24 protein-coding genes are annotated in these 24,977 nt (G+C 70.9%); 6 read left to right on the top strand and 18 right to left on the bottom strand.

Translation table 11 applies throughout. The annotated features are described in order from the left end of the window. Positions 1–28 precede the first annotated feature (28 nt). Entirely contained in the window at positions 29–451 is a 423-nt protein-coding gene (locus F563_RS0114315; protein WP_019015371.1) for a YidB family protein, read from the top strand. A 4-nt stretch (positions 452–455) separates the two neighbouring features. Here the strand turns inward: F563_RS0114315 and F563_RS22690 are convergent, their stop codons facing one another. From F563_RS22690 to mgtE (F563_RS22680), 8 genes are all read right to left on the bottom strand, one after another. Further along, on the bottom strand, positions 456–1,478 hold the full coding sequence (locus F563_RS22690) for a TFIIB-type zinc ribbon-containing protein (RefSeq protein ID WP_019015370.1): 1,023 nt from the start codon (positions 1,476–1,478) through the stop codon (positions 456–458). 88 nt (positions 1,479–1,566) lie between these two features. Then, on the bottom strand, positions 1,567–2,685 hold the full coding sequence (locus F563_RS0114305) for an SPFH domain-containing protein (RefSeq protein WP_019015369.1): 1,119 nt from the start codon (positions 2,683–2,685) through the stop codon (positions 1,567–1,569). Positions 2,686–2,689: 4 nt separating this feature from the next. Then, positions 2,690–3,820, bottom strand: a complete 1,131-nt coding sequence (locus F563_RS0114300; RefSeq protein WP_019015368.1) for a toxic anion resistance protein — start codon at positions 3,818–3,820, stop codon at positions 2,690–2,692. Positions 3,821–3,832: 12 nt separating this feature from the next. Then, positions 3,833–4,681, bottom strand: a complete 849-nt coding sequence (locus tag F563_RS22685) for a 5-bromo-4-chloroindolyl phosphate hydrolysis family protein (protein WP_019015367.1) — start codon at positions 4,679–4,681, stop codon at positions 3,833–3,835. 153 nt (positions 4,682–4,834) lie between these two features. Further along, positions 4,835–5,548 (bottom strand): MgtC/SapB family protein, encoded by a 714-nt coding sequence (locus F563_RS0114285; RefSeq protein ID WP_019015365.1) that lies wholly within the window; start codon positions 5,546–5,548, stop codon positions 4,835–4,837. 274 nt (positions 5,549–5,822) lie between these two features. Then, positions 5,823–6,410, bottom strand: a complete 588-nt coding sequence (locus F563_RS0114275; protein ID WP_026299598.1) for a hypothetical protein — start codon at positions 6,408–6,410, stop codon at positions 5,823–5,825. 79 nt (positions 6,411–6,489) lie between these two features. After that, positions 6,490–7,866, bottom strand: a complete 1,377-nt coding sequence (gene mgtE, locus F563_RS0114270) for a magnesium transporter (RefSeq protein WP_019015362.1) — start codon at positions 7,864–7,866, stop codon at positions 6,490–6,492. A 216-nt stretch (positions 7,867–8,082) separates the two neighbouring features. Then, positions 8,083–9,399, bottom strand: coding sequence for a magnesium transporter (gene mgtE, locus F563_RS22680; protein ID WP_019015361.1), 1,317 nt, complete (start codon positions 9,397–9,399; stop codon positions 8,083–8,085). 566 nt (positions 9,400–9,965) lie between these two features. Between mgtE (F563_RS22680) and F563_RS25875 the strand changes: the two genes are divergently transcribed. Genes F563_RS25875 through F563_RS0114250 form a run of 3 tightly spaced genes read left to right on the top strand, consistent with a single transcriptional unit; the run spans position 9,966 to position 12,467 of the window. Next, positions 9,966–11,222, top strand: coding sequence for a flagellin (locus F563_RS25875; protein WP_019015360.1), 1,257 nt, complete (start codon positions 9,966–9,968; stop codon positions 11,220–11,222). 58 nt (positions 11,223–11,280) lie between these two features. Continuing rightward, positions 11,281–11,682 (top strand): flagellar biosynthesis regulator FlaF, encoded by a 402-nt coding sequence (locus tag F563_RS0114255; RefSeq protein WP_019015359.1) that lies wholly within the window; start codon positions 11,281–11,283, stop codon positions 11,680–11,682. Next, the gene (locus F563_RS0114250; RefSeq protein WP_019015358.1) at positions 11,682–12,467 is read left to right on the top strand and encodes a DUF1217 domain-containing protein; all 786 of its coding nucleotides are present in this window, start codon (positions 11,682–11,684) and stop codon (positions 12,465–12,467) included. The genes F563_RS0114255 and F563_RS0114250 overlap by 1 nt, the downstream gene beginning before the upstream one ends. Before the next feature lie 6 nt (positions 12,468–12,473). Here F563_RS0114250 and F563_RS0114245 read toward each other — a convergent pair whose 3' ends face one another. The 7 genes from F563_RS0114245 to F563_RS0114215 form a co-directional block, all read right to left on the bottom strand. Continuing rightward, entirely contained in the window at positions 12,474–14,144 is a 1,671-nt protein-coding gene (locus F563_RS0114245) for a formate--tetrahydrofolate ligase (RefSeq protein ID WP_019015357.1), read from the bottom strand. Between the two features lie 171 nt (positions 14,145–14,315). Continuing rightward, complete coding sequence (locus F563_RS0114240) at positions 14,316–15,404, bottom strand: malate/lactate/ureidoglycolate dehydrogenase (protein WP_019015356.1); 1,089 nt, start codon at positions 15,402–15,404, stop codon at positions 14,316–14,318. 30 nt (positions 15,405–15,434) lie between these two features. Next, complete coding sequence (locus F563_RS0114235; RefSeq protein WP_019015355.1) at positions 15,435–16,193, bottom strand: SDR family oxidoreductase; 759 nt, start codon at positions 16,191–16,193, stop codon at positions 15,435–15,437. Positions 16,194–16,197: 4 nt separating this feature from the next. Next, entirely contained in the window at positions 16,198–17,298 is a 1,101-nt protein-coding gene (locus F563_RS0114230) for an ABC transporter ATP-binding protein (RefSeq protein ID WP_019015354.1), read from the bottom strand. Positions 17,299–17,314: 16 nt separating this feature from the next. Then, the gene (locus F563_RS0114225) at positions 17,315–18,211 is read right to left on the bottom strand and encodes a carbohydrate ABC transporter permease (protein WP_019015353.1); all 897 of its coding nucleotides are present in this window, start codon (positions 18,209–18,211) and stop codon (positions 17,315–17,317) included. Position 18,212: 1 nt separating this feature from the next. Continuing rightward, positions 18,213–19,169 carry a carbohydrate ABC transporter permease gene (locus tag F563_RS0114220; RefSeq protein WP_245557138.1) on the bottom strand — a complete coding sequence of 319 codons (957 nt, stop codon included), beginning with the start codon at positions 19,167–19,169 and terminating at the stop codon, positions 18,213–18,215. A 57-nt stretch (positions 19,170–19,226) separates the two neighbouring features. Further along, positions 19,227–20,582 carry an ABC transporter substrate-binding protein gene (locus tag F563_RS0114215; protein WP_019015351.1) on the bottom strand — a complete coding sequence of 452 codons (1,356 nt, stop codon included), beginning with the start codon at positions 20,580–20,582 and terminating at the stop codon, positions 19,227–19,229. A 237-nt stretch (positions 20,583–20,819) separates the two neighbouring features. Between F563_RS0114215 and F563_RS0114210 the strand changes: the two genes are divergently transcribed. After that, positions 20,820–21,620, top strand: coding sequence for an HpcH/HpaI aldolase family protein (locus tag F563_RS0114210; protein WP_019015350.1), 801 nt, complete (start codon positions 20,820–20,822; stop codon positions 21,618–21,620). A 42-nt stretch (positions 21,621–21,662) separates the two neighbouring features. Here the strand turns inward: F563_RS0114210 and F563_RS0114205 are convergent, their stop codons facing one another. The 3 genes from F563_RS0114205 to F563_RS0114195 all read right to left on the bottom strand — a co-directional run bounded on the left by F563_RS0114205 (position 21,663) and on the right by F563_RS0114195 (position 23,828). Then, a complete protein-coding gene (locus tag F563_RS0114205) occupies positions 21,663–22,367 on the bottom strand; it encodes an RraA family protein (protein ID WP_019015349.1) in 705 nt (234 codons plus the stop codon). A 154-nt stretch (positions 22,368–22,521) separates the two neighbouring features. Further along, positions 22,522–22,956: a thioredoxin TrxC gene (trxC, locus tag F563_RS0114200; protein WP_019015348.1), complete on the bottom strand. Its 435-nt coding sequence runs from the start codon at positions 22,954–22,956 to the stop codon at positions 22,522–22,524. Next, a complete protein-coding gene (locus tag F563_RS0114195) occupies positions 22,953–23,828 on the bottom strand; it encodes an MBL fold metallo-hydrolase (protein WP_019015347.1) in 876 nt (291 codons plus the stop codon). Before F563_RS0114195 ends, trxC begins: the two co-directional genes overlap by 4 nt. A gap of 126 nt (positions 23,829–23,954) precedes the next feature. Between F563_RS0114195 and F563_RS0114190 the strand changes: the two genes are divergently transcribed. Further along, on the top strand, positions 23,955–24,479 hold the full coding sequence (locus F563_RS0114190) for a rhodanese-like domain-containing protein (RefSeq protein WP_019015346.1): 525 nt from the start codon (positions 23,955–23,957) through the stop codon (positions 24,477–24,479). The last annotated feature ends 498 nt before the right edge of the window (positions 24,480–24,977 follow it).

Raw genomic sequence — 24,977 nt, 5'->3', positions numbered from 1 at the left:
AACCTCGGAGCGAGACGCAGGGCACGGGATGTCGCTGCTGCACCAGCTTGCAGCCGCAGCCGCGCGATGGGTCGCGCAAGGCGAGCGGCCCCAGGATCCGCTCGCCGCGCTGCTGACGCCGATGCTGCGCGGCGCCCCTGTGATGCTGGCGCCGCCGCAGCTCCGGCTGCTGCTGACCGTGGTCATTGCACTGCAACGGGCGGGGTTCGGCGCGCAGCTGCGGCGCTGGACCGGCCCGGGACCGCGCGTGCCGTTGCCGCCGGAGGTGCTGCGTCACGCGCTCGGCGAGGCGCGGGTGAACCAATGGGCGCGCCAGGTGGGGATGGAGCCGTCGGCCCTGGTCGCGGACCTCGCCCGGGTGCTGCCCGAGGCTGTGAGCCGGATGGCGGCCGGTGCGGGAGGTGCACGGCGGGTTCTCGCCGCGATCCTGTGCGGCCAGCACACGCCCTGACCGCTCACCCCGTCTGCCCGGCGATCAACGCAATCAGCCCCGCCACCGCGAGCGCGCCCAGCAGCGCGAGCGCGATCTTGCCGACACTCCACGGCCGCTCGCCATGCGCCTGTCCGGTCTGGCCATTGACAACGAAGCGGAACGTCCTGCCGCGATAGCGATACGCCGCCACCCAGACCGGCAGCAGCACGTGCTTGAAGGTCGCGTCGCGCCAGGACGTGCGCGAGGCGGTGATGCGCTGCGCATCGCCGCCGATGTCGCGGCGGATGTCGGCTTCGATGATGCCGCGCATGATGCCCTGCGCAGCCGCGAACCCGTCGGCCAGCGCCACGTCGTAGAGGGCCGAGCGGAACCCGGCGAGCCAGTCGGGCGCATAGGGCCGCACGGTCTGCGTGTTCCAAACCCCGGCGCGGCCGAGATCAGCGAGCGGCAGCGCCCGCGCGGCCGGCACCAGCACGTCGTCGAAGCGGCGCGCCACCCGGCCGGTGACGGGGGTCCAGCGCAGTTCCGTCACCGGCTGCATCTGGGTCACGAGCTTACCCTGCACCTGGCGCGTCACCGGCACGTGGCGCACCACGCGGATGCCGCGCGCGCCCTGGTACTCGGTGCTGGTGTCGCAGTCATAGGTCCAGAACGGCAGATAGAGTCCCTGGATGCGCGCCTCGGCCTCGGCCTTGCGCGACAGGTCCGACGGCGCGAACCACAGCCCGGCGAGCCATTGCCGGAGCGAGTCCTGCGCCTTCTCGCGCGGGATCGCGAAGGGCACCACGCCGTCCGGGCGGATGCGCCGCGTGCGCGCCGGATCGGCAACGATCGCCGAGCCGCAGAACGGGCATTGCCCCGCCCCCTGCCCCTCCGCCGCGTCGAAGCTCGCAGCACAAGTCTGGCACTTCAGGACGCGGCGATCCTCGGTCAGGTGCTCGTCGGCGGCCTTCGCCAACGCGGCCGCGAGGTCGCGCTCGACCACCACCTGCCAGGGCGAGCCGGTGATCTGCTGTTCGTGGCCGCAATAGGCGCAGCGCACCATGCGCGTGCCCGGCGCATAGGTGAGCTCCGCGCCGCATTGCGAGCACGGAATGCGATCGAGCCGTTCCTCCGCCGCCTCGGGCGCGGGGTCAGGCCCCGGGGAGCGGGGGCGGGACCGGGACCAGGGCGAAGGCAAGCTCGGGCACCTCGGAGGCGGGCTTCCAGTCGGTCATGCCCTCGCGCCACACCAGCGTGTCGCGCTTGAGATGGCCCGCGCGCGCCTCGTCGGGCAATGCGCTCTCGGCGAGCGGGCCGTGGGCGGTGCCGCCGAAGGCGAGGAACCATTGCCGCTGCGGCACGGGCGGCGGGGCCGCGGCCGGCGGCGGCGGTGGCGCGGGCGCCGCCGCCCACGGGTTCTGCGCGAGCGCCGCGGCGATCTGCTGGCCGAGCCCGAGCCCGACCCCGGCGCCGACCGCGGCCCCCGCGCCGCCGGCGGGGTTCGCGGCCGCCTTGGCCATCGCCTCGGCCGCCTGGAACTGGGTGTAGGCGCGCAGATCGCCGATCACGCCCATCTTCGTGCGGGTATCGAGCGCCTGCTCGACCTCGGGCGGCAGCGAGATGTTCTCGACCAGCATCCGCGTCAGATCGAGCCCGTACTGGCCGAAATCGGGCTTGAGCGCGTTGGTCAGATACTCCGACAGCGCCTGCTGGTTGGCCGCGAGATCGAGCACCGGGATCGCGCCGGCGCCGAGCGCGGTCGCGATCCGGGTCAGGATCATGTTGCGCAGCGCCTCGGAAATCTCGTCGGTGGTGAAGCGCCCATCCGTGCCGACGATCTCGCGCAGGAAGGTGGGCGCGTCGGTCACGCGCACCTCGTAGGTGCCGAAGGCGCGCAGGCGGACCGGGCCGAACTCGCGGTCGCGCAGCATGATCGGATTGCGCGTGCCCCATTTCAGGTTGGGGAAGCGGCGCGTGGCGACGAAATAGACCTCGGCCTTGAACGGGCTCTCGAACCCGTGCGGCCAGGCCTGCAAGGTCGAGAGCACCGGCAGGTTGCGTGTCTCCAGCGTGTACATGCCGGGCGGGAACACGTCGGCGATGCGGCCCTCGTTGACGAACACCGCCATCTGGCCCTCGCGCACCGTGAGCTGCGCGCCGTACTTGATCTCGTTGCCGTGGCGTTCGAAACGCCAGCACATCGTGTCGCCGGTGTCGTCGGTCCAGCCGATGACATCGACGAACTGGCCGCGGATCAGGTTCCAGACCATCGCGTCAGCCCTGCGGCTCGGCGCCGGTCGCGCGCGCCTTGGCGGCCGAGAGCACCTGCTTCAGCTCGGCCTCGCACTGCACCAGCACCTTCTCGGCCTCGGCGCGCTTGCGCTTGCCCTCGTCGGCGATCGCGAGACTCTCGTTGATGGTCGCGATCAGGTCGTCATTCGCCTTCTTGACGATCGTGATGTCGAACACGCCGCGCTCGATCTGCTCGCGGATCTCCTTGTTCGCCATGCGCAGGTTCTCGGCATTCGCCGCGAGCAGCTCGTTCGTCAGGTCGGTCGCCTCCTTGAGCGTCTTGCCCGCCTCCTGGCTGCGCGCGATCGTCACCGCCTGGGCGAGCTGCTGGCGCCAGAGCGGCACGGTGTTCGCGACCGTCGAGGTGATGCGGCCGATCAGCGCCTTGTCGTTCTCCTGTACCAGGCGGATCGAGGGCAGCGCCTGCATCGTCACCTGGCGCGTGAGCTTGAGGTCGTGCACGCGCCGCTCCAGCTCGTCGCGGCGCGCGCGCAGATCGCGGAGCGCCTGGGCGGCGAGCATGTCGCCCGAGGCCTGCGCCGCCGCCTGGAGCTTGGGGATGTCCTCCTCATCGAGCCGGCGCAGCGCCTCCTCGCCGGCGGCGATGTAGTCGGCGAGGGAGTGGAAATACTCCAGCGTGGCGCCGTACAGCCGGTCGAGCTGGGCGATATCGGTCATCAGCCGGGTCTTGTGGCTCTCCAGCCGGTCGGTGATGCCGTCGATCTGGCCACGCACCTGCTCGTAGCGCTGCAGCACCTTCACGATCGGGCGCGAGCGGCCGAGCAGGCGGGCGAAGAACCCGCCGCCCTTCTTCAGCTCCTCGACATCGAAACCGCGCAGGGTCGCCACCATGTCGGACAGCACCGCGCCGGCCGCGCCCGTGTCCTTGTTGCGCACGCCCTCCAGCATCGAGTCGGCGATCTCGGTCACTTGCGCCTGCGCCCGCGCGCCGAAGCTGATCACCGAGTTGCTGTCGCTGATGTCGAGCTCGGCGAGCGCGGCCTCGATGCGCGCGCGCCGATCGGGCGGCGCCTCGGCATAGCTCACCAGCGCGTCGGCCACGGGCGGGGTCGACGCGAGCACGGGCTCGGTCGCGGTGCGGGGCTCGGTCATGCCAGTCTCCTGCTACATCACGCCTTCGCGCTTCAAACGCGTGGTCAGCACCTCGATCTGCACATCGAGGTCCATCGTGTCGTTCTGGAGCAGCCTCGCGTGCTGCTCGGCGAAGGCGCGCTCCAGCTCCTCCAGCAGCGTGCGGAAGTTCTGTTCCAGGGCGCCCTGCTGGTCGCCGGCGCGCGCATGCGTCGCGAGATACTTCGCCGTCACCTTCTCCGCGCCGTCGAGATAGACCGTCAGCGACTTGCGCGCCCGGCGCAGATCGCGCGGATCGCGCTCGATCTCCGTCACCACCGCGCCGGCCCAGCCGGCAATCCGGCCGAGCCGGTCGCGGAACTCGGCCGAGGCGATCCGGCGCGCGGCCTGCTCCAGCGCCGCGACCCGCCCCTTCGCCTCGGCGAGCACGCGCCGCTCGTCGGCCGTGAGCGGGCTCGCGCCCTCGGGCAGCGCGGGGCGCGGCGGCGCCTCGTCCAGCCCGAACAGCAGCGCCGTGCCCGCGCCCGAGCAGGCGGCGAAGACGAGACTCATCGCCACGCCATATCCCGCGCCGAGCCAAGCGGCGAGGAACCCCGCAAGCCCGACCAGCGCCGCGCCGAGCGCCAGCGGCCGCGGCACACCGGTGGCGGGGCGCTGCTCGCGCCGTGCGGCGAGCCCGCGCGCGATCAGCGACGACGCCAGGATCACCAGCGCGAAGGCCCCCGCCGTGCCGGCCACCATGTCCAGCCGGCCGAGGAAGAGCGACACCAGCGCCGAGAGCGGCAGCGGCCAGGCGAACAGATAGAGCAGCGCCGCGCGCAGCCCTTCGGTCGCGAGCGCGCGCGGCGGCCCCGGCGGACGCGGGGGTGGCGGCAGGCTCATCGCCAGCCGAACGCGGTCAGCACCGCCGCGCCGATCGTCGCCAGCGCTGGCACGCCGAGCCCCGCGGCCAGCAACAGGAACCCTGCAAATGCACGCACCTTCGCCCCCAGTCAGGACAGCCGCACTATCCTCCGCCCCAAGGCGCCTGCGCAATCACGCTGGCGCGCGCGCCTCCGACCACCCGGCCCGGCTGACCGAGGATTCCAGGCAGAGCCGGCCGACCGTCTCCTCCAGCCAGGTTTCGCGCCGCCCGGGCGCCACCAGCTCGGCCGTGACGGCAACGCGCTCGGCCGCGCCCTCGGACGGCGCGCCGACATCCACCGAGTCGAGGCGGCGCAGCCGGAGATCGGCCGCCGCCACGGCCTGCAACAGCAGGGCCCGGATGTGGCTCTCCTTGGAGGCCTTGCAGGTCAGTTCGATCACGTAGTGATGATCGACCTCCGCGCCGGCCTGGGGCTGGCGGTCGATCAGCCGCACCAGCGGGCGGAGGCCGAGATTCGCCGCCACGATCAGCGCCGTCGCGCCGGCCGCCGGGATCAGCGCGCCGGCGCCGCAAAAGACGCCGATGCCGGCCGAGCACCACAGCGTCGCGGCGGTGTTCAGGCCGCGGATGTTCAGCCCCTCGCGCATGATCACGCCGGCGCCGAGGAAGCCGATGCCGGAGACCACCTGCGCGGCGACCCGCGTGGGGCTCTGGTCGCCCGGGGTCATCAGCCCGAACACGGTGAAGCTCGCTGCGCCGAGGGCGACCAGCGCATTGGTCCGCAGCCCGGCCATCCGCTGGCGCCATTGCCGCTCGGCGCCGATCAGCGCGCCCAGCGCCAGCGCGACCGCGAGGCGCAGCATCGTCTGCTCGAGTGTCACCATGGCGAGGACCTCCTCTCCCTGTCGTGTTCGACGCGATGGCCGAGAACCTCGAAACGGTCGAGCCTGGCGGCCGCTCAGCGGGCAAGAAGCTTCTGTGACAGCGCGACGGGCGGCCTGAGCAGGCCGAGACGGCGGGTCGCCGACCCGATGCCGATGATCCGACAGCGCAGCAGCCTCTCGACCCGACCGCGACCGATCACCGCGAAGCGCAGCAGGACCAGGGCAGCGGCCTGGCGGGCCGGGGCGCCCCCAGGCCGCGCCCTGTCCGCCGGGCTCAGAAGCGCGCCGCGAACCCGCCGACCAGCCACCTCGCCCGGTCGTCGCTCAGATGGCGCCCGACCACGAGATCGAGGTTGAGGGCGAGCGGCTCGACCGGCCGGACCGTCGCGATGCCGGTCGCGAACAGGGTCTCCGGCCGACGGACGCCCGGCGCGTCCGGATCGGCATCGGCACCGGCACCGGCACGCTGCGCCGAGAGCCGCCAGGCCGCGCCCGTCTTGACGCCGAGGCCGATGCCGAACCGCTCGACCGGGAAAAGCTCGACCTTGGCCTCGGGCTCCAGGCGTGTCGCCCAGAACGGGCGCCTGCCGTCGTCCGGGTCGCACGCCTCGGCGCTGCGCGTGAGGCCGAGGCTGAACTCGACGAAGGGCAGCGCGGTGGGCACGAAGCCGGGCCGGACGGAGACCTCGCGCTCGCGGCTGGGGTTCACCGAGAAGGCGCCGAAGGACTCCAGCTTGATCGTGCCGGCTTCCTCGACGCCGACATTGTCCACACGGAAGGGCCCGCCTTCGGCGGATGCGGCGACGGGGGCGAACACGAAGGCCGCGGCGATGCCTGCGGCGGCGCGGAGACGGGTGCGCATGGGCGGCGGCTCCATGTCAAGGGCGTGCGGAGGGTCCCGACGCGACCGCGCGCGCCGCATCGGGACTGACCGTTTCGTTTCAATCAACGAAGAGATGCGCGAGGACGATCCAGGCGATGCCGAAATAGATCAGCACTCCCACCAGATCCATCACCGACGTGATCACGGGCGAGGACAGGGTCGCCGGATCCTGCTTCATCGCCCGTGCCGCGAAGGGCAGGAGGATGCCGAACAGGCTGCCCAGGACCGTGCACGCCAACATCGAGAGCCCGATGACGGCGACGACGTCCCAGCCGAGACTCTTCATCGTGTAGGCGAGCACCGCTTCCAGCACGGCGACACCGCCCCCCAGGGCCAGCGCCACCGGGAGGTCGCGCTTCAGCACCTTCAAGAAGTCAGAGAAGCGCAGCGCGATCTGGCCGAGCGCCATGGCGCGGATCACCATCGTCGCGGTCTGGCTACCGGTGTTTCCACCCATGTCGACGATGGGCGCGATGAAGGCGGCGAGCACGATCGCCTTCTCCAGCATCTCCTCCTGCGCGGCGACGATATGGCTGGTCGCGAGCCCGAACACCGTGAGCAGCGCCAGCCAGAAGAAGCGTGCGGTGAAGAGCTGCCGGAACGGGGAGTTCAGCAGATCGAGGTCTGGGCCGCCGACGGCGAGGGTGCCGCCGAAGGTCTGGATCCGCTTCAGCTCCTCCTGTTCGGCGACCTCCATCGCATCATCGGCGGTGACGATGCCGACGAGTTTCCCGCCGCCATTGGTCACCGGCAGCGCGATCAGGTCGTACTCGCCGATCAGCCGCGCGGCCTCGGCGCGGGGCGCCTCGGCCGCGACCTTCACCACCTCGCGGCGCATCACCTCCGAGACGCGCGACTCGGGTGGCGCAAGCAGAAGCTCGCGCAGCGACACCACGCCGAGCAGCTCGCGTGTCGCGTCGATGACGAACACCTCGTAGATGGTCTCGCGGTTCGGCGCCTCCTGGCGCAGCAGGTCGATCGCCTCGCGCGCGGTCACGTCCGGCGGCACCGCGGCGTAGGCCGAGGTCATCACCGCGCCGACGGTGCTCTCCGGATAGGCGGCAAGCTTGCGGATGTCCTCGCGCTCGGCCTGGGCGAGCCCGGGCACGATCGCCTCGCGCACCGCTGCGGGCAGGCGCTTGAACAGGTCGGCCCGCTCGTCCGGGTCCATGTCGGCGAACAGCCGGCCGAGATCCTCGCGCCGGAGCGCGCGCGCAAGCGCGAGCTGCTCCTCGGCATCGAGGTAGCCGAACACCTGCGCCTGCCGCTTGGCCGGCAGCGACAGCAGGATCTCGACCTGCTGCTCGGGCGGCAGCTCGGGCAGGAGCGAGGCGATGTCGAAGGGGTGACAGGGCTTGAGTGCGGCGCGGACCGAGTCGAGGTCCTTGCGCTCGATGAACGCGACCAGCGCGTTCTTCTCGAGAGGCTTGATCACAACTGCGTCTCCGTCGTGGCCGGCCGCGGCCGAGAGACGAAGACGCGCGCGCTCAGGCGCCCGGCATCCTCGTGGCGATGCGGTCGGTCAGGTGATGGGATCGGGCCGGGTCCGAGAGGGGGAGGTCTGCACCTCTGGCCCGCTCATGCAGCCTCCCCCGCCGTCTACTTCCGTCGTCCATGGCGGCCTCCTCGCGCTGTCGCGCCATCCCCGCGTTCACCCGACCAGGAGCGCCGAGGCGATCGCGAAGTAGATCAGCACCCCCGTGGCGTCCGCGATCGAGGTGATCAGCGGCGCCGAGGCGGTGGCGGGGTCGAGCTTCATCTTCGTCAGCAGGAAGGGGAGCGAGAGCCCGATCACACTGCCGACGAGCACCACGCACACCATCGTCATGGCGACGATCACGGCGATCTCCGGCCCGCCCCGCACGAGACCGAGGATCGAGACCGCGCCGGCCATGGTCAGGCCGAGCAGCCCGGCGACCGAGACCTCCCGCCCCAGCATGCGCGCCCAGTCGCCCAGGCGTGCCTCGCCGGTCGCGAGCGCGCGGACCATCAGCGTGGCCGACTGGCTGCCGGCATTGCCGCCGCTGTCGATCAGCAACGGCAGGAAGAACACCAGCGCGACATTCGCCGCGATCACGTCCTCGAACGCCGCGATCCCGGCGCCCGAGAAGACGTTGGCGAACACCAGCACCACCAGCCAGGCGATCCGCTTGCGATAGAGCAGCCCGATGGTCGCCTCGCGGATCGATACGCCGAGGCTCGCCGAGCCGCCCGCCTTGTGGAAGTCCTCGGTGGCCTCCTCGGCGGCGACGTCCATCGCGTCGTCCGCAGTGACGATGCCGACCATCATCTCGCCGCCATTGATCACCGGGATCGCCGGCAGGTCGTACTTCGCGATCGCGCGCGCGGCCGCCTCGGCCGGATCGCCGGCATGCACAAAGGGCGGGTCCTTGCGCATCAGCGCCTCGACCCGGCGATCGGCGGGGGCGAGCACGAGATCCTCCAGCAGCACCGTGCCGAGCAGGCGCCGCTGCGGCGAGAGCACATAGGCGACCTGGATGGTCTCCTTGGAATGCGCCTGGCCGCGCAGTGCCTCGATCGCCTCGCGGGCGGTGAGGTCGGGGCGCAGCACGGCGTATTCGCTGGTCATCACCGCGCCGGCGGTGCCGGGCTCGTAGGAGGAGAGCTTGCGGATGTCCTCGCGCTCGGCCGCGGCGAGCGCCGGCGCGAGGGCGGCGCGCGCCTCCTCGTCAAGCTGGTTCCAGAGATCGGCGCGCTCGTCGGCGTCCATCGCCGAGATCACCGCAGCCAGGTCGCGCGGCGGCGCGATCCCGGCGATCGCGACCTGGGTGGCGGCGGCGAGATAGCCGAAGGTCTCGGCGCGGCGGGCAAGCGGCAGGCGCGCCAGCACCTCCCACGCATCCCCGGGCGCGCGGCGGTCGAGCAGCGCGGCGAGGTCCGCCGGATGCAGGGCCGTCGCGGTCTCGGGCGGCAGGGCGCCGGCGGCGCCGAGGAGCGTACGGGTCATGGCCACAATCCTCCGTCTCGAAAACGGGCGCTCAGGGCCCGGGGAGGATGTGGCGGCCGGTCAGAGGCTCAGCGCGCGTCCACCCCGACGCCGTGCGGCGCGGTGCAACGTGAAGCGAGGACTTCCGCTTCCGTCGTCCATCGGGGTCTCCATCGGCTGTTGCGATGCGCGCCGCGGCCATCCGCGACGCGCGGGCGATATGGCAAAGCAGCGTGAGCGGGTCAACCGCGATGTCGCCGCGGGCGGCAGGGTTGCGTCGTGCGAACGGCCCGGACGGGCCGGCAAAACCCGCCTGCCGGCACGGCAATTCCTGCCGGGCGGAACGCGACCCCGGAAGGGATTGCCCGGTCGCGGATGCCGGCATCCCGGCACATGCTGCCGCGTGCGCCGCGCTGCGCGCAACGCGTTGATTTTGCTCGATTAACCAAGGATTCAGATTTGTCGCGCTTGCGTAGCGATCTGGCACGGTGCTTGCGAGATGGCGTGCCAGCCGGCCGCCGCCCGTCCTGGACTGGGTTGGGGCGCGCGGGGCGGCGGAACGGAAACCCGGTTGAAGGAGAAGGACGATGTCCTCGATCAACACGAACGTGACGGCGATGGCGGCGATCCGCTCGCTGTCGATGATCAACAACAACATGCAGACCACGCAGGCGCGCGTCGAGTCCGGCCTGCGCATCAACAAGGCCAACGACGATCCGGCCGTGTTCGCGATCGCCCAGACCATGCGCGCCGACCTGAAGGGCATGGAGGCGGTCAAGGACAGCCTCGCCTTCGGCAAGGCGACCCTCACCGTGGCGCGCGACGCGGCGACCAAGATCTCCGAGGAGCTTGCGCGGCTGAAGCAGACGGTCACGCAGGGCCAGCAGCAGGGCATCGACGCGACGACGGTGCAGAACCAGATCGATCAGGCGCTGCAGAACATCGACGCCTATGCCCGCAGCGCCACCTTCAACGGCGTGAACCTGCTGGACGCCAACGCCGCCAGCAGCACCGCCAACTCGAACCTGAGCGTGATCACCAACATCCAGGGCAGCAACTCGCTCACGGTGAACAACCAGGCCGGCACCGTGGCCGACATCCAGCTCACCGGCCTGCGCCTGAACCAGGGCGGCGTGCAGGTGACCTTCGGCACCGGCTTCGACGTCGCGAACAACGAGGTGTTCGCGATCCAGGCCCAGGACGGCGCGCGCTACGTGTTCGAGTTCACCGACGGCTCGGCGGCTCTGGTCACCCAGCCTAGGGGCGACGACCCGGGCACCACCGGCACCAACGAGATGGTGAAGGTGATCCAGGTCCAGTACGACGCCACGTCGCAGACGCCGTTCGACGCCATCTCGGCGCTCGCCAACGCGATCCAGGCCGAGGGCTTCGGCGCCAGCCTGAACACGACCGGCGGCGGGTTCACGCTCGACATCACCGGCGCGGTCGATGCCGCGGCGACCGAGGACACCGTCACGCTGTACGATGGCACGACGATCCCGAACGCGATCATCGGTAGCGGTGCCTCGGCGGCCGCAACCGTCGCCACCATCACGGGCGCGGCGGCCGGCAACACCGCGATCGCGGCCGTGGACGCGGCGATCTCGACCATCAACACGACGCTCGCGAATCTCGGCGCGTCGATCCGCCAGGTCGAAGGGCTGCAGGACTACAACAAGCAGCTCACCGACTCGATCAAGGAGGGTCTTGGCGCGCTGGTGGACGCCGACCTGGCCGAGGAGAGCGCGCGGCTCACCAGCCTGCAGACCAAGCAGCAGCTGGCGATCCAGTCGCTCTCGATCGCCAACCAGCAGGGCCAGAGCCTGCTCGGCCTGTTCCGCTGAGTGACCAACGGGGGCGGCGTGCGCGCCGCCCCCACCCCGTTCCGCGTGAGGTCGCGCCATGTCCTTCCGCCGCTACGCCGCCGTGCTCGACGCCGCCGAGACCCCGCGCGAGGCCGAGGCGCGCGCCTTCCGCCACGTCAACGGCCTGCTCGCCTCCGCCACCGACACGCCGTCGCGCGTCGCGGCGCTGCACAAGACCCACCAGCTCTGGGGCATCCTGCTGATGGACCTCGCCTCGCCCGCCAATCCCCTGCCGGCCGAGCTGAAGGGCCGGCTCGCCTCGCTCGGGCTGTGGGCGCAGCGCGAATGCTTCGTGCGCATGAGCGATGCCGCGAGCCTCGAACCCCTGATGGCGGTGCACCGCGACATGATCGAGGCGCTGTCCGCCCGCCCGCCCGCCACCGCCGCCGAGCCGTCGGCCGCGCCCGCCGGCCAGCGCTTCGTCCCTGCGGTCGCCTGATGCTCTACGGCCTCGGCGCCGCCACCGCCTGGTCGGTCCTGCAGAGGAACGGCGAGGCGATGCAGGCGCGCTGGGAAGCGCGCAAGGACGTCGCGCGCGATGTCGAACGGTTCCGCGAGCGCGCGGCCGAGATCGGCTCGATCGACGAGCTGATGAAGGACCGGCGCACGCTCACCTTCGTGCTGGAGGCGTTCCAGCTCGAGGGCGAGGTCGACAAGCGCGCGGTCATCAAGCGCCTGCTGACGGATGATCCCGCCGACCTGCGCAGCTTCGCCAACCGCATGGTCGATCCGCGCTATCGGCAGCTCAACCAGACCTTCGGTTTCGACGAACCGGGCGATCGTCCCCTGGCCGACCCCGCACGGGTGGACCGGATCATCAAGCTCACCCTCACCAACCGCTTCGAGAAGGCGAACGGCGAGGCGAACCCCGGCCTGCGCGAGGCGCTCTACTTCCAGCGCATGATCGGCACGGTGAGCGACGTGAAGGGCCTGATGGGGGACCGGGTGCTTACCGCCGTCGCCCGCACCGCGCTCGGCCTGCCCAAGCAGTTCGGCCTGCTCGAATACGAGCAGCAGAAGGCGATCCTCGAGAAGCGGCTGGACCCCGAGAAATTCAAGGACCCCGCCTGGGTGAACCGCTTCGTGCAGCGCTATCTGACGCTGAACGAGGACGCGGCGAGCCCGGCCTCCGACCCGCGCCTCGCCCTGTTCGGCGGCGCGGGCGACGGCACGGCGAACGGCCTGCTCGGCCTCGTCGGCGCGAAGCTCAACCTGCGGCTCTGAGCCGACTCAGAACAGCCCTTCGATCTCGCCCGCGTCGTTCAGCGTGATGGTCTCGGCCGCCGGTACGCGCGGCAGCCCGGGCATGGTCATCACGTCGCCCGCGAGCGCGACCACGAACCCGGCCCCCGCGGCGAGCCGCACCTCGCGCACCGGCAGCACGTGCCCTTCCGGCGCGCCGAGCAGCGTCGGATCGGCGCTGAAGCTGTACTGCGTCTTGGCGATGCAGACCGGCACATGGCCGAACCCGGCCGCCTCGAAGCCCGCGAGCCGCTTCGCCGCCGCGGGCGCGATCGCGACATCGGCCGCGCGATAGACCTGCGTGGCGATCGTGCGGATCTTCTCGGCAAGCCCCAGCCCGGCCGGATAGAGCGGCGTGAAGGACGCGGGCCCCGACCCGAGCCGCGCCGCCACCGCCTCGGCCAGCGCCGCCGCACCTTCCGAACCGTCCGACCAATGGGTGCAGAGATGCGCCTCCGATCCGGCCGAGGCGACCGCCTCGCGCACCGCGTCGAGCTCCGCCGCCGTGTCGCTGTCGAACCGGTTCAGCGCCACCACCACGGGCAGTCCGAACCGTCCCATGTTGTCGATGTGGCGCAGCAGGTTCGCCGTGCCGCGCCGGACGGCGGCGACATCCTCGCGGCCGAGCGCCGCCTTCGCCACGCCGCCATGCATCTTGAGCGCGCGCACCGTCGCGACGATCACGACGCAGTCCGGCGCGAGCCCGGCCTGGCGGCACTTGATGTGCAGGAACTTCTCCGCGCCGAGATCCGCGCCGAACCCGGCCTCGGTGACCACCACGTCGGCATGCGCCAGCGCCGTGCGCGTGGCGATCACGCTGTTGCAGCCATGCGCGATGTTGGCGAACGGGCCGCCATGGACGAAGGCGGGCGTGCCCTCCAGCGTCTGCACCAGGTTGGGGTTGAGCGCGTCGCGCAGCAGCACCGCCATCGCGCCGTCGGCCTTCAGGTCGGCCGCCGTCACCGCCGAGCCGTCACGCCGGTTGCCGACGATCAACCGGCCGAGGCGCGCCTTCAGATCGGCCAGATCGCGCGCGAGGCACAGCACCGCCATCACCTCCGAGGCGACCGCGATGTCGAACCCGTCCTCGCGCGGATATCCGTTCGCCACCCCGCCGAGGCCGACGACGAGCTGTCGCAGCGCGCGGTCGTTCATGTCGAGGCCGCGCCGCCAGGTGATGCGGCGCGGATCGAGCTGCAGCGCGTTGCCCCAGTAGAGATGGTTGTCGATCATCGCCGCCAGCAGATTGTTGGCGGCGGTCACGGCATGGAAGTCGCCGGTGAAGTGGAGATTGATCTCCTCCATCGGCACGACCTGCGCATAGCCTCCGCCCGTGGCCCCGCCCTTCACGCCGAAGCATGGGCCGAGCGACGGCTCGCGCAGGCACGCCGCCGTGCGCAGGCCGCGGCGGCTCAGCGCGTCGGCGAGCCCGACCGTGGTCGTGGTCTTGCCCTCGCCCGCCGGTGTCGGGTTGATGCCGGTGACGAGCACGAGCCGCCCCGTCGCGGGGCGCGGCCCGAGCGCCTCCAGCCGCACCTTGGCCATGTGGCGCCCGAACGGATGGAGCGCGTCGTCCGGCAGGCCGAGCGCGGCTGCGATCGTTCCGATCGGGCGCAGCGTTGCCGCGCGCGCGATCGCGATGTCCGTGGGCTGCGCCATTCTCTCCCCTGGGTGTGACGTGTCGAGGCGTGGTCGGTGCGACCCATGCTGCGTGCACTTGCCGCGTGCGGCAAGGCGGCGGCGGCGCGCGATGCGGCGATCCCGCGGGACGACGATGTCGGCCCGCCCGTTCGGTTCACCGACGGTTGCGCGGCGGCGCGCCGGCGCGACTCACGCCGCCGCCGGGATGCGCCCGCCCTCGACCCCCACCGCCTGCGCGGTGGCGACGATGCTGTTCCAGGTGTCGTCCGGCAGCGGGATGCCCTTCGCGCCCCGCTCGGCGCGGTTGCGCGCCTCCATCTCGCCCGGGATCAGCACCTCGCCGCCCGGCTCGGCCGGGCGCGAGGACTTGTAGAAGGCGATGTAGCGTTCCGCGCGCGCGACGAAGGCCGCGGGCTCGTCGATCACGTCGGGGCGGAGGTAGAAGCTCAGCATCCCGTTGGTGATCCGCCCGCGCCCCTGCTCGCGCGGGCCGCAGGTGCCGTTGCCGGTCAGCGCGCCGCCGAGGATCTCGCACATGAAGGCGAGGCCCGAGCCCTTGTGCAGGCCGAAGGCGCGGATCGCACCCTCGCCGTTCTCGGGCGTGCGGTCACCCGAACCGAGCGGACCGTAGAGCGTCTCCGGATCGCCCGACAGCGTGCCGTCGGGGCGGATCAGCGCGTCGGCGGGGATCTTCTTGCCGCCGCGCGAGGCCACCAGCACCTTGCCCTCGGCGACGTAGCTGGTGGCGAAGTCGAGCACCACCGGCGCGCGGTCCGGCAGCGGCACGGCAACGCAATAGGGCGCGGTGGAGAGCCGGCGGTCGACCCCGCCGAAGGGCGCGACGAGCAGGCTGCCATGCACATTGACGAAATGGATCGCGACCAGGCCCTCGGCGGCGGCCATCTCGCCCCAGTCGCCCACCCGCCCGAGATGCGAGCTGTTCTTCAGCGCGATCGCCGCGAGCCCGCTCGCCTTCGCCTTGGCGATGCCGAGCCGCACCGCGATCGGCGTCACCGTCTGGCCGAAGCCGTACTTCCCGTCCACCACCGCGGTGATCGGTGTCTCGCGCTCGATCGTCGGCGTCACGCCCGCGACGATGAAGCCCGATTGCAGCCACTGCACGTAGCGCGGCACGCGCACCACGCCGTGGCTGTCATGGCCGGTGAGGTTCGCCTCGACCAGGTAGCGGGCCACCCGCTCGCCCTCCTCGCGCGAGGTTCCGGCGGCGGTGAAGATGTCGGCGGCAAAGTCGCGCAGACGCTGGGCTTGGATCAGCATGGCGGCACCCGGGCAGCGGAGGGAACGGCGCTAACCCTGCGCCGCGCGGGCCATCTCGGCAAGGTAGCCGCGATTGTGGGTCGGGCTGATCAGGATCTCGTTGATGCAGACATGCGGCGGCTGGCAGGCCACGTAGACGATCGCGTTCGCCACGTCCTCGGGCTGCAGCATCCTCGCGCGCACCTCCGGCGGCAGCTTCACCGGACGGAGGTCCATGATCGGCGTGTTCACCTCGCCCGGCTCGATCACGCAGGAGCGGATGCCGTTGCCGCACTCCTCCAAGTTGAGCGTGTGGCTCATCGCGACCAGCCCGTGCTTGGCCGCGACATAGGTGGGCCCGGAGACATGGCCGATGAAGCGGCCGGCCCAGGAGGCGACATGCACGATCAGCCCCGCGCCCGAGGCGCGCAGCGCGGGCAGGCAGGCCTGGGCGACATAGAACGGCGCCTTCAGGTTCGCATCGATCAGCGCCGAGGCGGTCTCCTGCTTCAGCACCGCCCAGCGCCGCTCGGGCGCGTTCAGCCCGGCATTCGAGACGACGATGTCGAGACGGCCGAAGGCGGCGAGCACGGCATCGCGCGCGGCGTTCACCTGCGCGGCGTCGGTCAGATCCGCCGGCACGACCGGCGCGCCCGCGCCGATCATGGCCGCGGTCTCCTCCAGCGGCGCGCGCCTGCGGCCGGTCAGCGCGACGCGCGCGCCGGCCTTGGCGAATGCGATCGCGGTCGCGCGGCCGATCCCCGAGCCCGCCCCGGTGACCCAGGCGGCCTTGCCGTCCAGTGCTGCCATCGTCCTACAGAACCCTTCCCGTATCCGCGTCGATCAGGTGCATCTGGTCCATGTGCGCGGCAAGCCGCATCGGCGCGCCAGCCTGCGCCCCGGCGGCCGGATCGACGCGCGCGCAGACCGGCGTGCCCTCGATCCGGAAATGCACCAGCGTCTCCATGCCCATCGGCTCGATCACGTCGAGATCGACCGTGATCGGCGCGAGGTTCTGCTTGTCGGTGCGCGTGGTCTCGGTGAGGTGTTCGGGGCGGATGCCGAACAGCAGCTTCTTGCTGGCGTGCGGCGCGTAGCGCGCGGTGCGATCCGCCGGCACCGGCACCGACAGCCCCTGGCCGAGCTGGATCGTCAGCGCACCAGCGGCGTTGACCAGACGCGCGGGGATGAAATTCATCGCGGGGCTGCCGATGAAGCCGGCGACGAAGATGGTCGCCGGATGGTGGTAGAGCTCGTTCGGCGGCCCGACCTGCTCGATCACGCCATGGTTCATCACCACCACGCGGTCGGCGAGCGTCATCGCCTCGACCTGGTCGTGCGTGACGTAGATCGTCGTCGTCTTGACCGCCTGGTGCACCTTCTTGATCTCGGTGCGCATCTGCACCCGCAGCTTGGCGTCGAGGTTCGAGAGCGGCTCGTCGAACAGGAACACCTTCGGGTCGCGCACGATCGCCCGGCCCATCGCCACGCGCTGGCGCTGCCCGCCCGAGAGCGCCTTCGGCTTGCGGTCCAGCAATTCGCCGATCGAGAGGATCGAGGCGGCGCGATCGACGCGGCGCTTGATCTCGTCCTTCGGGAAATGGCGCAGCTTCAGCCCGAAGGCCATGTTCTCGAACACGGTCATGTGCGGGTAGAGCGCGTAGTTCTGGAACACCATCGCGATGTCGCGATCCTTGGGCGGGATGTCGTTCACCATCGTCCCGCCGATCCAGATCTCGCCCTCGCTCACCTCCTCCAGGCCCGCGATCATGCGCAGCGTGGTCGACTTGCCGCAGCCCGAGGGTCCGACGAGCACGCAGAACTCGTGGTCGGCGATCTCGAGGTCGATCCCCCGCACGGCCTGCACGCCGCCCTCGAACAGCTTCACCACCTTGCGCAGGTTGACTTCCGACATCGCTCGATCCGTCTTCTCACCCCTTGGTCGCGCCGGCGGTCAGCCCCGCGATGTAGTAGTCCATCAGGAACACATAGACCACCACCGGCGGCAGCGCCGCGAGCAGGGCGCCGGCCATGATCTGGCCCCAGGCGAAGGTGTCGCCGCGCACCAGCTGGCTGACGACGCCGATGGTCAGCGGCATCTCCTCCGGCCGGGTGATGAACGCGGTCGGATAGACGAACGCCGCCCAGGACACGGTGAAGGCGAAGATCGTCGCGGCGATGATCCCGGGCAGGGCGACGGGGATGAAGATCTTCAGCAGCATCTGCGGCCATGAGGCGCCGTCGATCAGCGCCGCCTCGTCCAGCTCCTTCGGGATCGAGGCGAAGTAGCCGATCATGATCCAGGTGCAGAACGGCACCGTGAGCGTCGGGTAGACCAGCACGAGGCCCCAGATGGAGTTCAGGAGGCCGAGTCCGCCGACGATCTGGTAGAGTGGGATGAACAGCAGCGTGTCGGGAACCAGATAGGTGAGGAACACGCCGGTCGCCAGGGTCTGGCTGCCCCAGAACCGCATGCGCGAGAGCGCGAAGGCGGCGAGCACCGAGATCACCATGGTGATGGAGACCACCAGCAGCGTCACGATCGCGCTGTTGGCGAAGAAGCCCAGGAACAGCGGGTTTTCGAGCGTGGCGCCGTAATGCTCGAGGGTGGGCGAGCGGACCAGCCAGGGGCTCAGCGTCTGATCCGCCATCTCCGCATTCGTCTTCAGGCTGGTCATCAGCATGTAGACGGGCGGGGCGAGGAAGATGATCGCGGCGACGATCAGCGAGGTGTAGGACAGCCTGAGCGCCCAGAGCCGCTCTCGGTGCAGGCTGCCGACCTTGCCGTAGGCCCGCGGGAAGTCGCGGCGTGCAGTGGCGGCGGTCATCTCACATCATCTCCCGGGTGCGCCGTGTGACACCGCGCAGGATGAAGAACGCCGCGACCGCGAGCACCGGCAACATGAACAGCGACACCGCGGCACCGCGCGGCAGGTGGCCGGACAGGATGCCGACCTGCGCCGCATAGGTCGCGAACAGATGCGTCGTGTCGCGCGGCCCACCATTCGTCAGCACGCGGACGATGTCGTAGTTCGCGAAGGTGACGATCAGGCTGAACAGCACGGTGATGCTGATGATGTTCTGCATCATCGGCAGGGTGACGTAGAACAGCTTCTGGCTCGACGTCGCGCCGTCGATCGCGGCGGCCTCGTAGAGCTGCTCGGGCACCGACTTGAGTGCCGCAAGATACATGATCATGAAGAACGGCGCGCCGTACCAGACATTGACCATGATGACGGCGATCCGCGCCCACCACGGATGGCCGAGCCAGGGCACGTCGGGGAAGCCGAACACGTTGATGATCCAGTTGATCGACGAGTAGCTGGGGTCGAACATCCACCACCAGCCGAGCGTCGACAGCGCCGGCGGGATCACCCACGGCACCAGCAGCATGCCGCGCCACTTGCGCTGCCCGCGCACCGGCAGGTTGTGCAGCATGTGCGCGAGCCAGAACCCGATCAGCGCCTTCAGCAGCACCGCGGTGATGGCGAAGAAGCAGGACTGCCACGCCACCATCCAGAACGTCTCGGATTCGATCATGAACATGTAGTTGTCGAAGCCGACGCTCGCGGTCATGCGGCGGTTCAGCGTCGACAGGTACATGGCATAGGCGGCCGGCCACGCCACCAGCCCGGCGATCACCAGGATCAGCGGCACGGTCATCACGAAGGCGATGGTCGAGCGCCGCCGCGCCAGACGTTCGAGGGAGGAGACGCCCGGCGAACGCGCCGGGCGCAGCGGCGCCGGCGTCGCGATCGCCCGGGCCGACCCGTCAGGTGCCATCATCGCCTACCATAATGACGGGCGCCGGCCCGCGCGGGGGTCGGCGCCCGGAGCATCGGATCATCCGCGCGCGAAGGCGCGCAGCTCACGCTCGGCCCAGGCGAGCGCCTGGTCGATCGTCTGCCCGCCCTGCGCGATGCGCGCGATCAGGCCGGTGTTGAGGCCCTGGTTGTAGGCCTGCACCGCGATCTCCGGCGGCGCCGGGGCGAAGGCGACGGCGGTCTTGGCGTTGTGGTGCGGCTTCAGCGGGTAGTTGTACACCACGCCGACCGGCGGGCCTTCGGTCTTCCAGACATTGAAGTCGTTCATGCTGAGGAACGGCGGGATGTCGTAGCCCGCGCTGGTTGAGGTCTGCTTGTCCGCCGACTCCCGTTCGGAGAGGAACTCGAGCAGGTTCTTCGCCGCCGTCTGGTTGCGGCTGAAGTTCCAGATCCCCCAGAAATACGGCAGGTAGGGAACGAACCGGCCCTCGGGGCCCGACGGCATCGGGAAGGTCCATTGCTGGTCGTGGCCGGCCATGTTGTCGCGCCGCGCCACCGCCCAGGCGGAGGGCGGGTTGAAGATCAGCGCCGACCGGCCGCCCTGAATCGCGCGGTTGTTGGCCGCATCGTCCCACGCCCAGACATCGCTCGGGACGAACTTCATCAGCTTGACCATGTACTCGACGGCGGCGAGCAGCTTCGGATTGTTGCGCACCGTCGGCTTGCCGTCCTCGTCCAGCATGCGCGCGCCGAAGGACTCGAACAGGCAGCCGACCCAGTCCACCGAGTCGCTAAAGTTGCTCATGGGCAGGCCGAACGGCACGCCGGCGGCATGGCACTTCTCGGCCGCGACCAGGAACGCGTCCCAGTTCCAGGTGGCGGCACCGGGCCCGGCACGATCCTCGGCCGGCCACATCTCGCGCACATCTATGCCGGCATGCTGCTTCAGCAGGTCGATCCGGCCCAGGGAAGGCTTCATCTGCGTACCGGAAACGGCAGGAACTGCCACCCATCTTCCGTCCCGCTTCGCGAGATACTCGGCCGCTGAGGTCACCGGCCCGTACTTCGCGATCAGCCGTCCCATCACATCGTCCACCGGCACGAGCTGGTCGGCATAGGCTGATGGGAACCAAGTCGGAAAGGACAGGATGTCATGGCCCGACCGGCTCTGCGCCTGCGCCGCGATCGTGAGTTCATTCTGCTTGCCGGCCGAGGTAATGAAGTCCAACTGCACATCCACCCGCTCACGGCTTCCCCATTCGGCGCAGAGTTCCCGCAGCGCGCCGTTGCCGGCCGGCACCCAGTGGTCCCAGAAGCCGCAGCGCAACGTCGTGCGCGGCTGGCCGTGCACATTCACCAGCGGCAGCGCGGCGGCGGCCGATCCAGCGGCGCTCGCCTTCAGCAGCGTGCGACGGGAAACGACATCTCTGGCCATGAATCTCTCCTTTCTTGGCTCCCTCGCCGGCGGCCCGGTCTCGGCACGATCGGTCGTGCGACGCGCCTGGCTCGTCCCTGCAAAGGGGACTGTATCGGTGATGTCTCAGCCCCGCAATCGCCTCCATGCATGGCGGAAACGGCCGTCCGGGGCTTGGCGGAGCGCCCGCGCTGGGCTCAGATGCGGCGTCTCCGCAGGGGCATCCGGCCCCCGCCCCACCGACACCGACGAGGGAGGATGCGCGTGCGCGCCAACAGGCTTCGTGAGATCTGGGCATCGGGCGGCCACGCCGTGAACGGCTGGCTCGGCATCCCGCATGGCGTCGCCGCCGAGGCGATGGTGCAGGGCGGCTGGGACAGCCTGACGGTCGATCTCCAGCACGGCCTCGTCCACTACGACACCGCCGTCGGCATGCTGCAGGCGATCTCGACCAGCCCGATCACCCCGCTCGCGCGCGTGCCCTGGAACGAGCCCGGCATCATCATGAAGATGCTCGATGCCGGCTGCTTCGGCATCATCTGCCCGATGGTGAACAACCGCGAGGAGTGCGAGCGCTTCGTGCAGGCCTGCCGCTATCCGCCCAAGGGCTATCGCAGCTTCGGGCCGACGCGCGCGAACTGGTACGCGGGCGCGGACTACTGGAAGAACGCCAACGACACCGTGATCACCTTCGCGATGATCGAGACCAAGGGCGCGCTCGACAACCTCGACGCGATCCTCTCCACGCCGGGGCTGGATGCGATCTATGTCGGCCCGGCCGATCTCGCGCTCGCGATCGGCGAGCAGCCGGTCGGCGACCCGACCAGCGAGAAGACGCTGGGCGAGATCCGGCGGATCGCCGCGGCGGCGAAGAAGCATGGCGTGGTCGCAGGCATCCACACCGGCAGCCCGGAGGGCGCGAAGCGGATGTTCGGCATGGGCTATCAGTTCGCGACCGTGCTCGCCGACACCGCGCTGCTGGTGAACGCCGCCAAGGCGGCCGTGACGGCGGCGAAGGGCGGCGAGGCCGGCGCGGCCAAGGGCGCGGGCCCGTACTGAGATCGGTCCGGCGCGGGCGGAGGTGCCGCCCGCGCCGGCCGGTCAGTGGATCTCCGCCATCTTCGCGAGCGCCTCGCGCAGCTGCGCGATGCCGAAGCCGGGCGCCTTGGCGGCATCCAGGATCACCTTCTCGCGCCGCGCGCCGAGATCCACCGCGCCCGGCACCTTCGCCGCGACGTCATGCGGGATGACCACCGCGCCGTGGCGGTCGGCATGGATCAGTTCGCCGTCATGCACGGTCATGCCGTGGATGCTGACGGTGGTGCCGACCGCGACCACGTGCACGAAGGCATGGCTCGGGTTGATCATGCCGGCGATGATCGGGAAGCCCTTCGCCATCATCGAGAGGTCGCGGATCGAGCCGTTGGTGACGCAGCCGACCACGCCGAGCCCCTTGTGCACGGTGGTCTGCACCTCGCCCCAGAACGCGCCCGTGCCGGGCGTGGAATCCAGGTCCTGGATCACCGAGACGTTCGGGCCCGGCTGGGCGGTGGCGACGTGCTCGTAATAGGCCACGCGCAGCCGGTTGCGCTCGGCCGGGCTCATCGCCGCGGGGCTCTCGGCGCGGATCATCGCGGTGCGCGCGTAGCCGACGAAGATCGCATCGGGGTTGTCGTTGTGCACGAAGGGCTTCGTCGTGAAGCGGATCAGCTGCCGCGGCGAGACGAGCTCCTCGAGCGCGTTGCAGATCGTTGGCGTATCGATCTTGCCGAGGGCTTCCAGAAGGGCTTTGTCGTGCGCGGCCATGCGGTCTCCTCCGTGCGTTGGCGCCGCACCGTGCCGCGCCCGGGGCGTGCCGTCGAGCCCCCCGGAGCGGATCGCCCAGGGCGCAACTCAGCCGTGGCGGTGGCGATGCTCGCACGGAAGGCCCAGGCTGACCTCCACCGATCTGGAAACCGCTCTACCCGGCGAGCGCCTGGGCGAAGCGCAGCAGCTCCGAGAGCGGCATCGCGCCGGCGCGCCGCGCCACCTCCTGCCCGCCGCGGAAGGCGATCAGGGTCGGGATCGCGCGCACGCCGAAGCGCGCGGCGGCCTCCGGGTGGGCTTCGGTGTCGAGCTTGGCGAAGCGGATCCCGGGCAGGCGCGAGGCCGCCTCGGCGAAGACCGGGGCGAAGCTGCGGCACGGGCCGCACCACGGCGCCCAGAGATCGAGCAGCAGCGGCAGCTCGTCGCGGCTCAGCAGCTTGTCGAGCAGCGCCGGGTCAGGCTCGATCGGCGCGCCGGGCAGCAGCGCCGCCTTGCAGGAGCCGCAGTTCGGCCGCTCCGCGAGCCGCGCCTTCGGCACGCGGTTCAGCGTCCCGCAGCGCGGGCAGACGAGGATCAGCGCGTCGGTCACAGCCGGTTCACGGGCACCTTGAGATAGACATGGCCGTCCTCCTCGGGCGGCGGCATGCGGCCCGCGCGCATGTTCACCTGGATCGAGGGGATGATCAGCGCGGGCATCTTCAGCGTCCTGTCCCTCGCCTCGCGCATCGCCACGAACTCGTCCTCGGTGATGCCGTCGCGGACATGCACGTTGGCGGACCGTTCCTCCGCGACCGTGGTCTCCCACGCATAGTGGTCGCGCCCCTTGGCCTTGTAGTCGTGGCAGAGGAACAGCCGCGTGGTCGCGGGCAGCGAGAGCACCCGCCGGATCGAGCGGTAGAGCGTGCGCGCGTCACCGCCCGGGAAGTCCGCCCGCGCGGTGCCGTAGTCGGGCATGAACAGCGTATCGCCCACGAAGGCCGCATCGCCGATCACATAGGTCGAGCAGGCGGGGGTGTGGCCGGGCGTGTGCAGCACGCGCACGGTCAGGTTGCCGAGCGGGAAGGTCTCCTCGTCGTCGAACAGCCGGTCGAACTGGCCGCCATCGGGGTTGAGATCCGTCGCGTGGAAGATCGGCCGGAACACCTTCTGCACCTCGATGATGCGCTTGCCCATGCCGATCGGCGCGCCGGTGCGGTCCTTGAGGTACGGGGCCGCGGAGAGGTGGTCCGCATGCGCGTGGGTCTCGAGGATCCAGGCGATCTGCACCCCCTCCTCCGCCGCGCCGGCGAGGATCCGGTCGGCGAAGGCGGTGTCGGTGCGGCCCGCGGCGGCATCGTAGTCGAGCACGGAGTCGACGATCGCCGCCGCCTTGGTGGTCGGATCCCACACGAGATGCGCCGCCGTGTTGGTCGGCTCATGGAAGAAGGTGCGGACCTCGGGGCGGTTGGGACGACCGGTCATCTCAGGCTCCCCATATCTTCATTGCCTCGAAGGTAGAGATCGGGATAGGCTCGCGTCAAGGATAGCGGGCGGGCCTGGCGTCGGCGACCGTGGCGCGCCGCCGCCCACCTCGACGAGGGAGCCCCCATGGCCGAGTTCATCGATCCGGCGACGCTGAAGCGCCGCCTTGACGACGGCACCGCGATGCTGATCGACATCCGGGAGGCTGACGAGTTCGCCCGCGAGCGCATTCCGGGTGCACGGCACGTGCCGCTGTCGGCGTGGGAGCGCCGCGACATCGCCGCCGAGGCCGGCCTGCTTGTCGTGCTCACCTGCCGCAGCGGCGACCGCACCAGGTCGCACGCGCAGCGCCTGAGGATGCGCTGCCCGACGGGGATGGCCGTGCTGGATGGCGGGATCGAGGCCTGGAAGCGGGCCGGCCTGCCAGTGACGCGCGATGCGCGCGCCCCGCTCGAACTGATGCGCCAGGTGCAGATCGCGGTCGGCGCGATGATCCTTGCGGGCCTCGGGCTCGGCTGGCTGGTCTCGCCCTGGTTCCTCGCCCTGCCCGCCTTCGCCGGCGCCGGGCTCCTGGTCGCCGGCGTCACCGGGTTCTGCGGCATGGCGCGCCTGCTCGCGGCGATGCCCTGGAACCGGCGGCGGCCGAGTTAGCGCTCGGCCATCCCCTTGGACGACACGCGCTGCGAGTGCGGCTCCCGACAGACAGTGCGCAGCCCTTCCGTCCGCTGGACGATCAAGGGGCGCTGTCCACGGATCGTTGAGTGACTCGCGGAGGATGGGGGCCCGCCCTGCGGGCTGGTACCGGATGCGACCAACGCCACGGCGCAGAGCAGGGCCTCGGGCGGGGCGTCCGAAGGCCGGCCGGACGCCGCAGGGGCAAGCGCGCGCGAGCGCCCGATCGCATGCGCGCGGGGCGAACGCCCGGGATCCGCGCGGCGGCAAACCATGACGGCTCGCCGACCGCATCCCGTCTCCCGCGCGGCGCCGCCGCCGACCTCCGCGGCGGCGCGGCGCCGAACAGTCCGCCCGAGGCGAAGCGCCGCCGAAAGATCCGGCTCAGTCGGCCACCGCACCGCGGCCGCCACGCGATCGAACGCATGGTCCGTCGGCTAAAGGACACCCGGCGCGCTGCCACCCGATAGGACCGGC

Origin of the sequence: Elioraea tepidiphila DSM 17972, from assembly GCF_000378465.1 — a bacterium.
GTDB lineage: Bacteria > Pseudomonadota > Alphaproteobacteria > Acetobacterales > Acetobacteraceae > Elioraea > Elioraea tepidiphila.
The sequence above is the reverse complement of the archived record's forward strand: the minus strand, read 5'-3'. Positions and strand labels throughout refer to the sequence as shown.

Bases quoted from the DNA above. Each gene is read 5' to 3' on its own strand.
- F563_RS0114315 (WP_019015371.1), top strand. From the start codon at position 29: ATGTCGCTGCTGCACCAGCTTGCAGCCGCAGCCGCGCGATGGGTCGCG.
- F563_RS22690 (WP_019015370.1), bottom strand. From the start codon at position 1,478: ATGGTGCGCTGCGCCTATTGCGGCCACGAACAGCAGATCACCGGCTCG.
- F563_RS0114305 (WP_019015369.1), bottom strand. From the start codon at position 2,685: ATGGTCTGGAACCTGATCCGCGGCCAGTTCGTCGATGTCATCGGCTGG.
- F563_RS0114300 (WP_019015368.1), bottom strand. From the start codon at position 3,820: ATGACCGAGCCCCGCACCGCGACCGAGCCCGTGCTCGCGTCGACCCCG.
- F563_RS22685 (WP_019015367.1), bottom strand. From the start codon at position 4,681: ATGAGCCTGCCGCCACCCCCGCGTCCGCCGGGGCCGCCGCGCGCGCTC.
- F563_RS0114285 (WP_019015365.1), bottom strand. From the start codon at position 5,548: ATGGTGACACTCGAGCAGACGATGCTGCGCCTCGCGGTCGCGCTGGCG.
- F563_RS0114275 (WP_026299598.1), bottom strand. From the start codon at position 6,410: ATGCGCACCCGTCTCCGCGCCGCCGCAGGCATCGCCGCGGCCTTCGTG.
- mgtE (WP_019015361.1), bottom strand. From the start codon at position 9,399: ATGACCCGTACGCTCCTCGGCGCCGCCGGCGCCCTGCCGCCCGAGACC.
- F563_RS25875 (WP_019015360.1), top strand. From the start codon at position 9,966: ATGTCCTCGATCAACACGAACGTGACGGCGATGGCGGCGATCCGCTCG.
- F563_RS0114255 (WP_019015359.1), top strand. From the start codon at position 11,281: ATGTCCTTCCGCCGCTACGCCGCCGTGCTCGACGCCGCCGAGACCCCG.
- F563_RS0114250 (WP_019015358.1), top strand. From the start codon at position 11,682: ATGCTCTACGGCCTCGGCGCCGCCACCGCCTGGTCGGTCCTGCAGAGG.
- F563_RS0114245 (WP_019015357.1), bottom strand. From the start codon at position 14,144: ATGGCGCAGCCCACGGACATCGCGATCGCGCGCGCGGCAACGCTGCGC.
- F563_RS0114240 (WP_019015356.1), bottom strand. From the start codon at position 15,404: ATGCTGATCCAAGCCCAGCGTCTGCGCGACTTTGCCGCCGACATCTTC.
- F563_RS0114235 (WP_019015355.1), bottom strand. From the start codon at position 16,193: ATGGCAGCACTGGACGGCAAGGCCGCCTGGGTCACCGGGGCGGGCTCG.
- F563_RS0114230 (WP_019015354.1), bottom strand. From the start codon at position 17,298: ATGTCGGAAGTCAACCTGCGCAAGGTGGTGAAGCTGTTCGAGGGCGGC.
- F563_RS0114225 (WP_019015353.1), bottom strand. From the start codon at position 18,211: ATGACCGCCGCCACTGCACGCCGCGACTTCCCGCGGGCCTACGGCAAG.
- F563_RS0114220 (WP_245557138.1), bottom strand. From the start codon at position 19,169: ATGATGGCACCTGACGGGTCGGCCCGGGCGATCGCGACGCCGGCGCCG.
- F563_RS0114215 (WP_019015351.1), bottom strand. From the start codon at position 20,582: ATGGCCAGAGATGTCGTTTCCCGTCGCACGCTGCTGAAGGCGAGCGCC.
- F563_RS0114210 (WP_019015350.1), top strand. From the start codon at position 20,820: ATGCGCGTGCGCGCCAACAGGCTTCGTGAGATCTGGGCATCGGGCGGC.
- F563_RS0114205 (WP_019015349.1), bottom strand. From the start codon at position 22,367: ATGGCCGCGCACGACAAAGCCCTTCTGGAAGCCCTCGGCAAGATCGAT.
- F563_RS0114195 (WP_019015347.1), bottom strand. From the start codon at position 23,828: ATGACCGGTCGTCCCAACCGCCCCGAGGTCCGCACCTTCTTCCATGAG.
- F563_RS0114190 (WP_019015346.1), top strand. From the start codon at position 23,955: ATGGCCGAGTTCATCGATCCGGCGACGCTGAAGCGCCGCCTTGACGAC.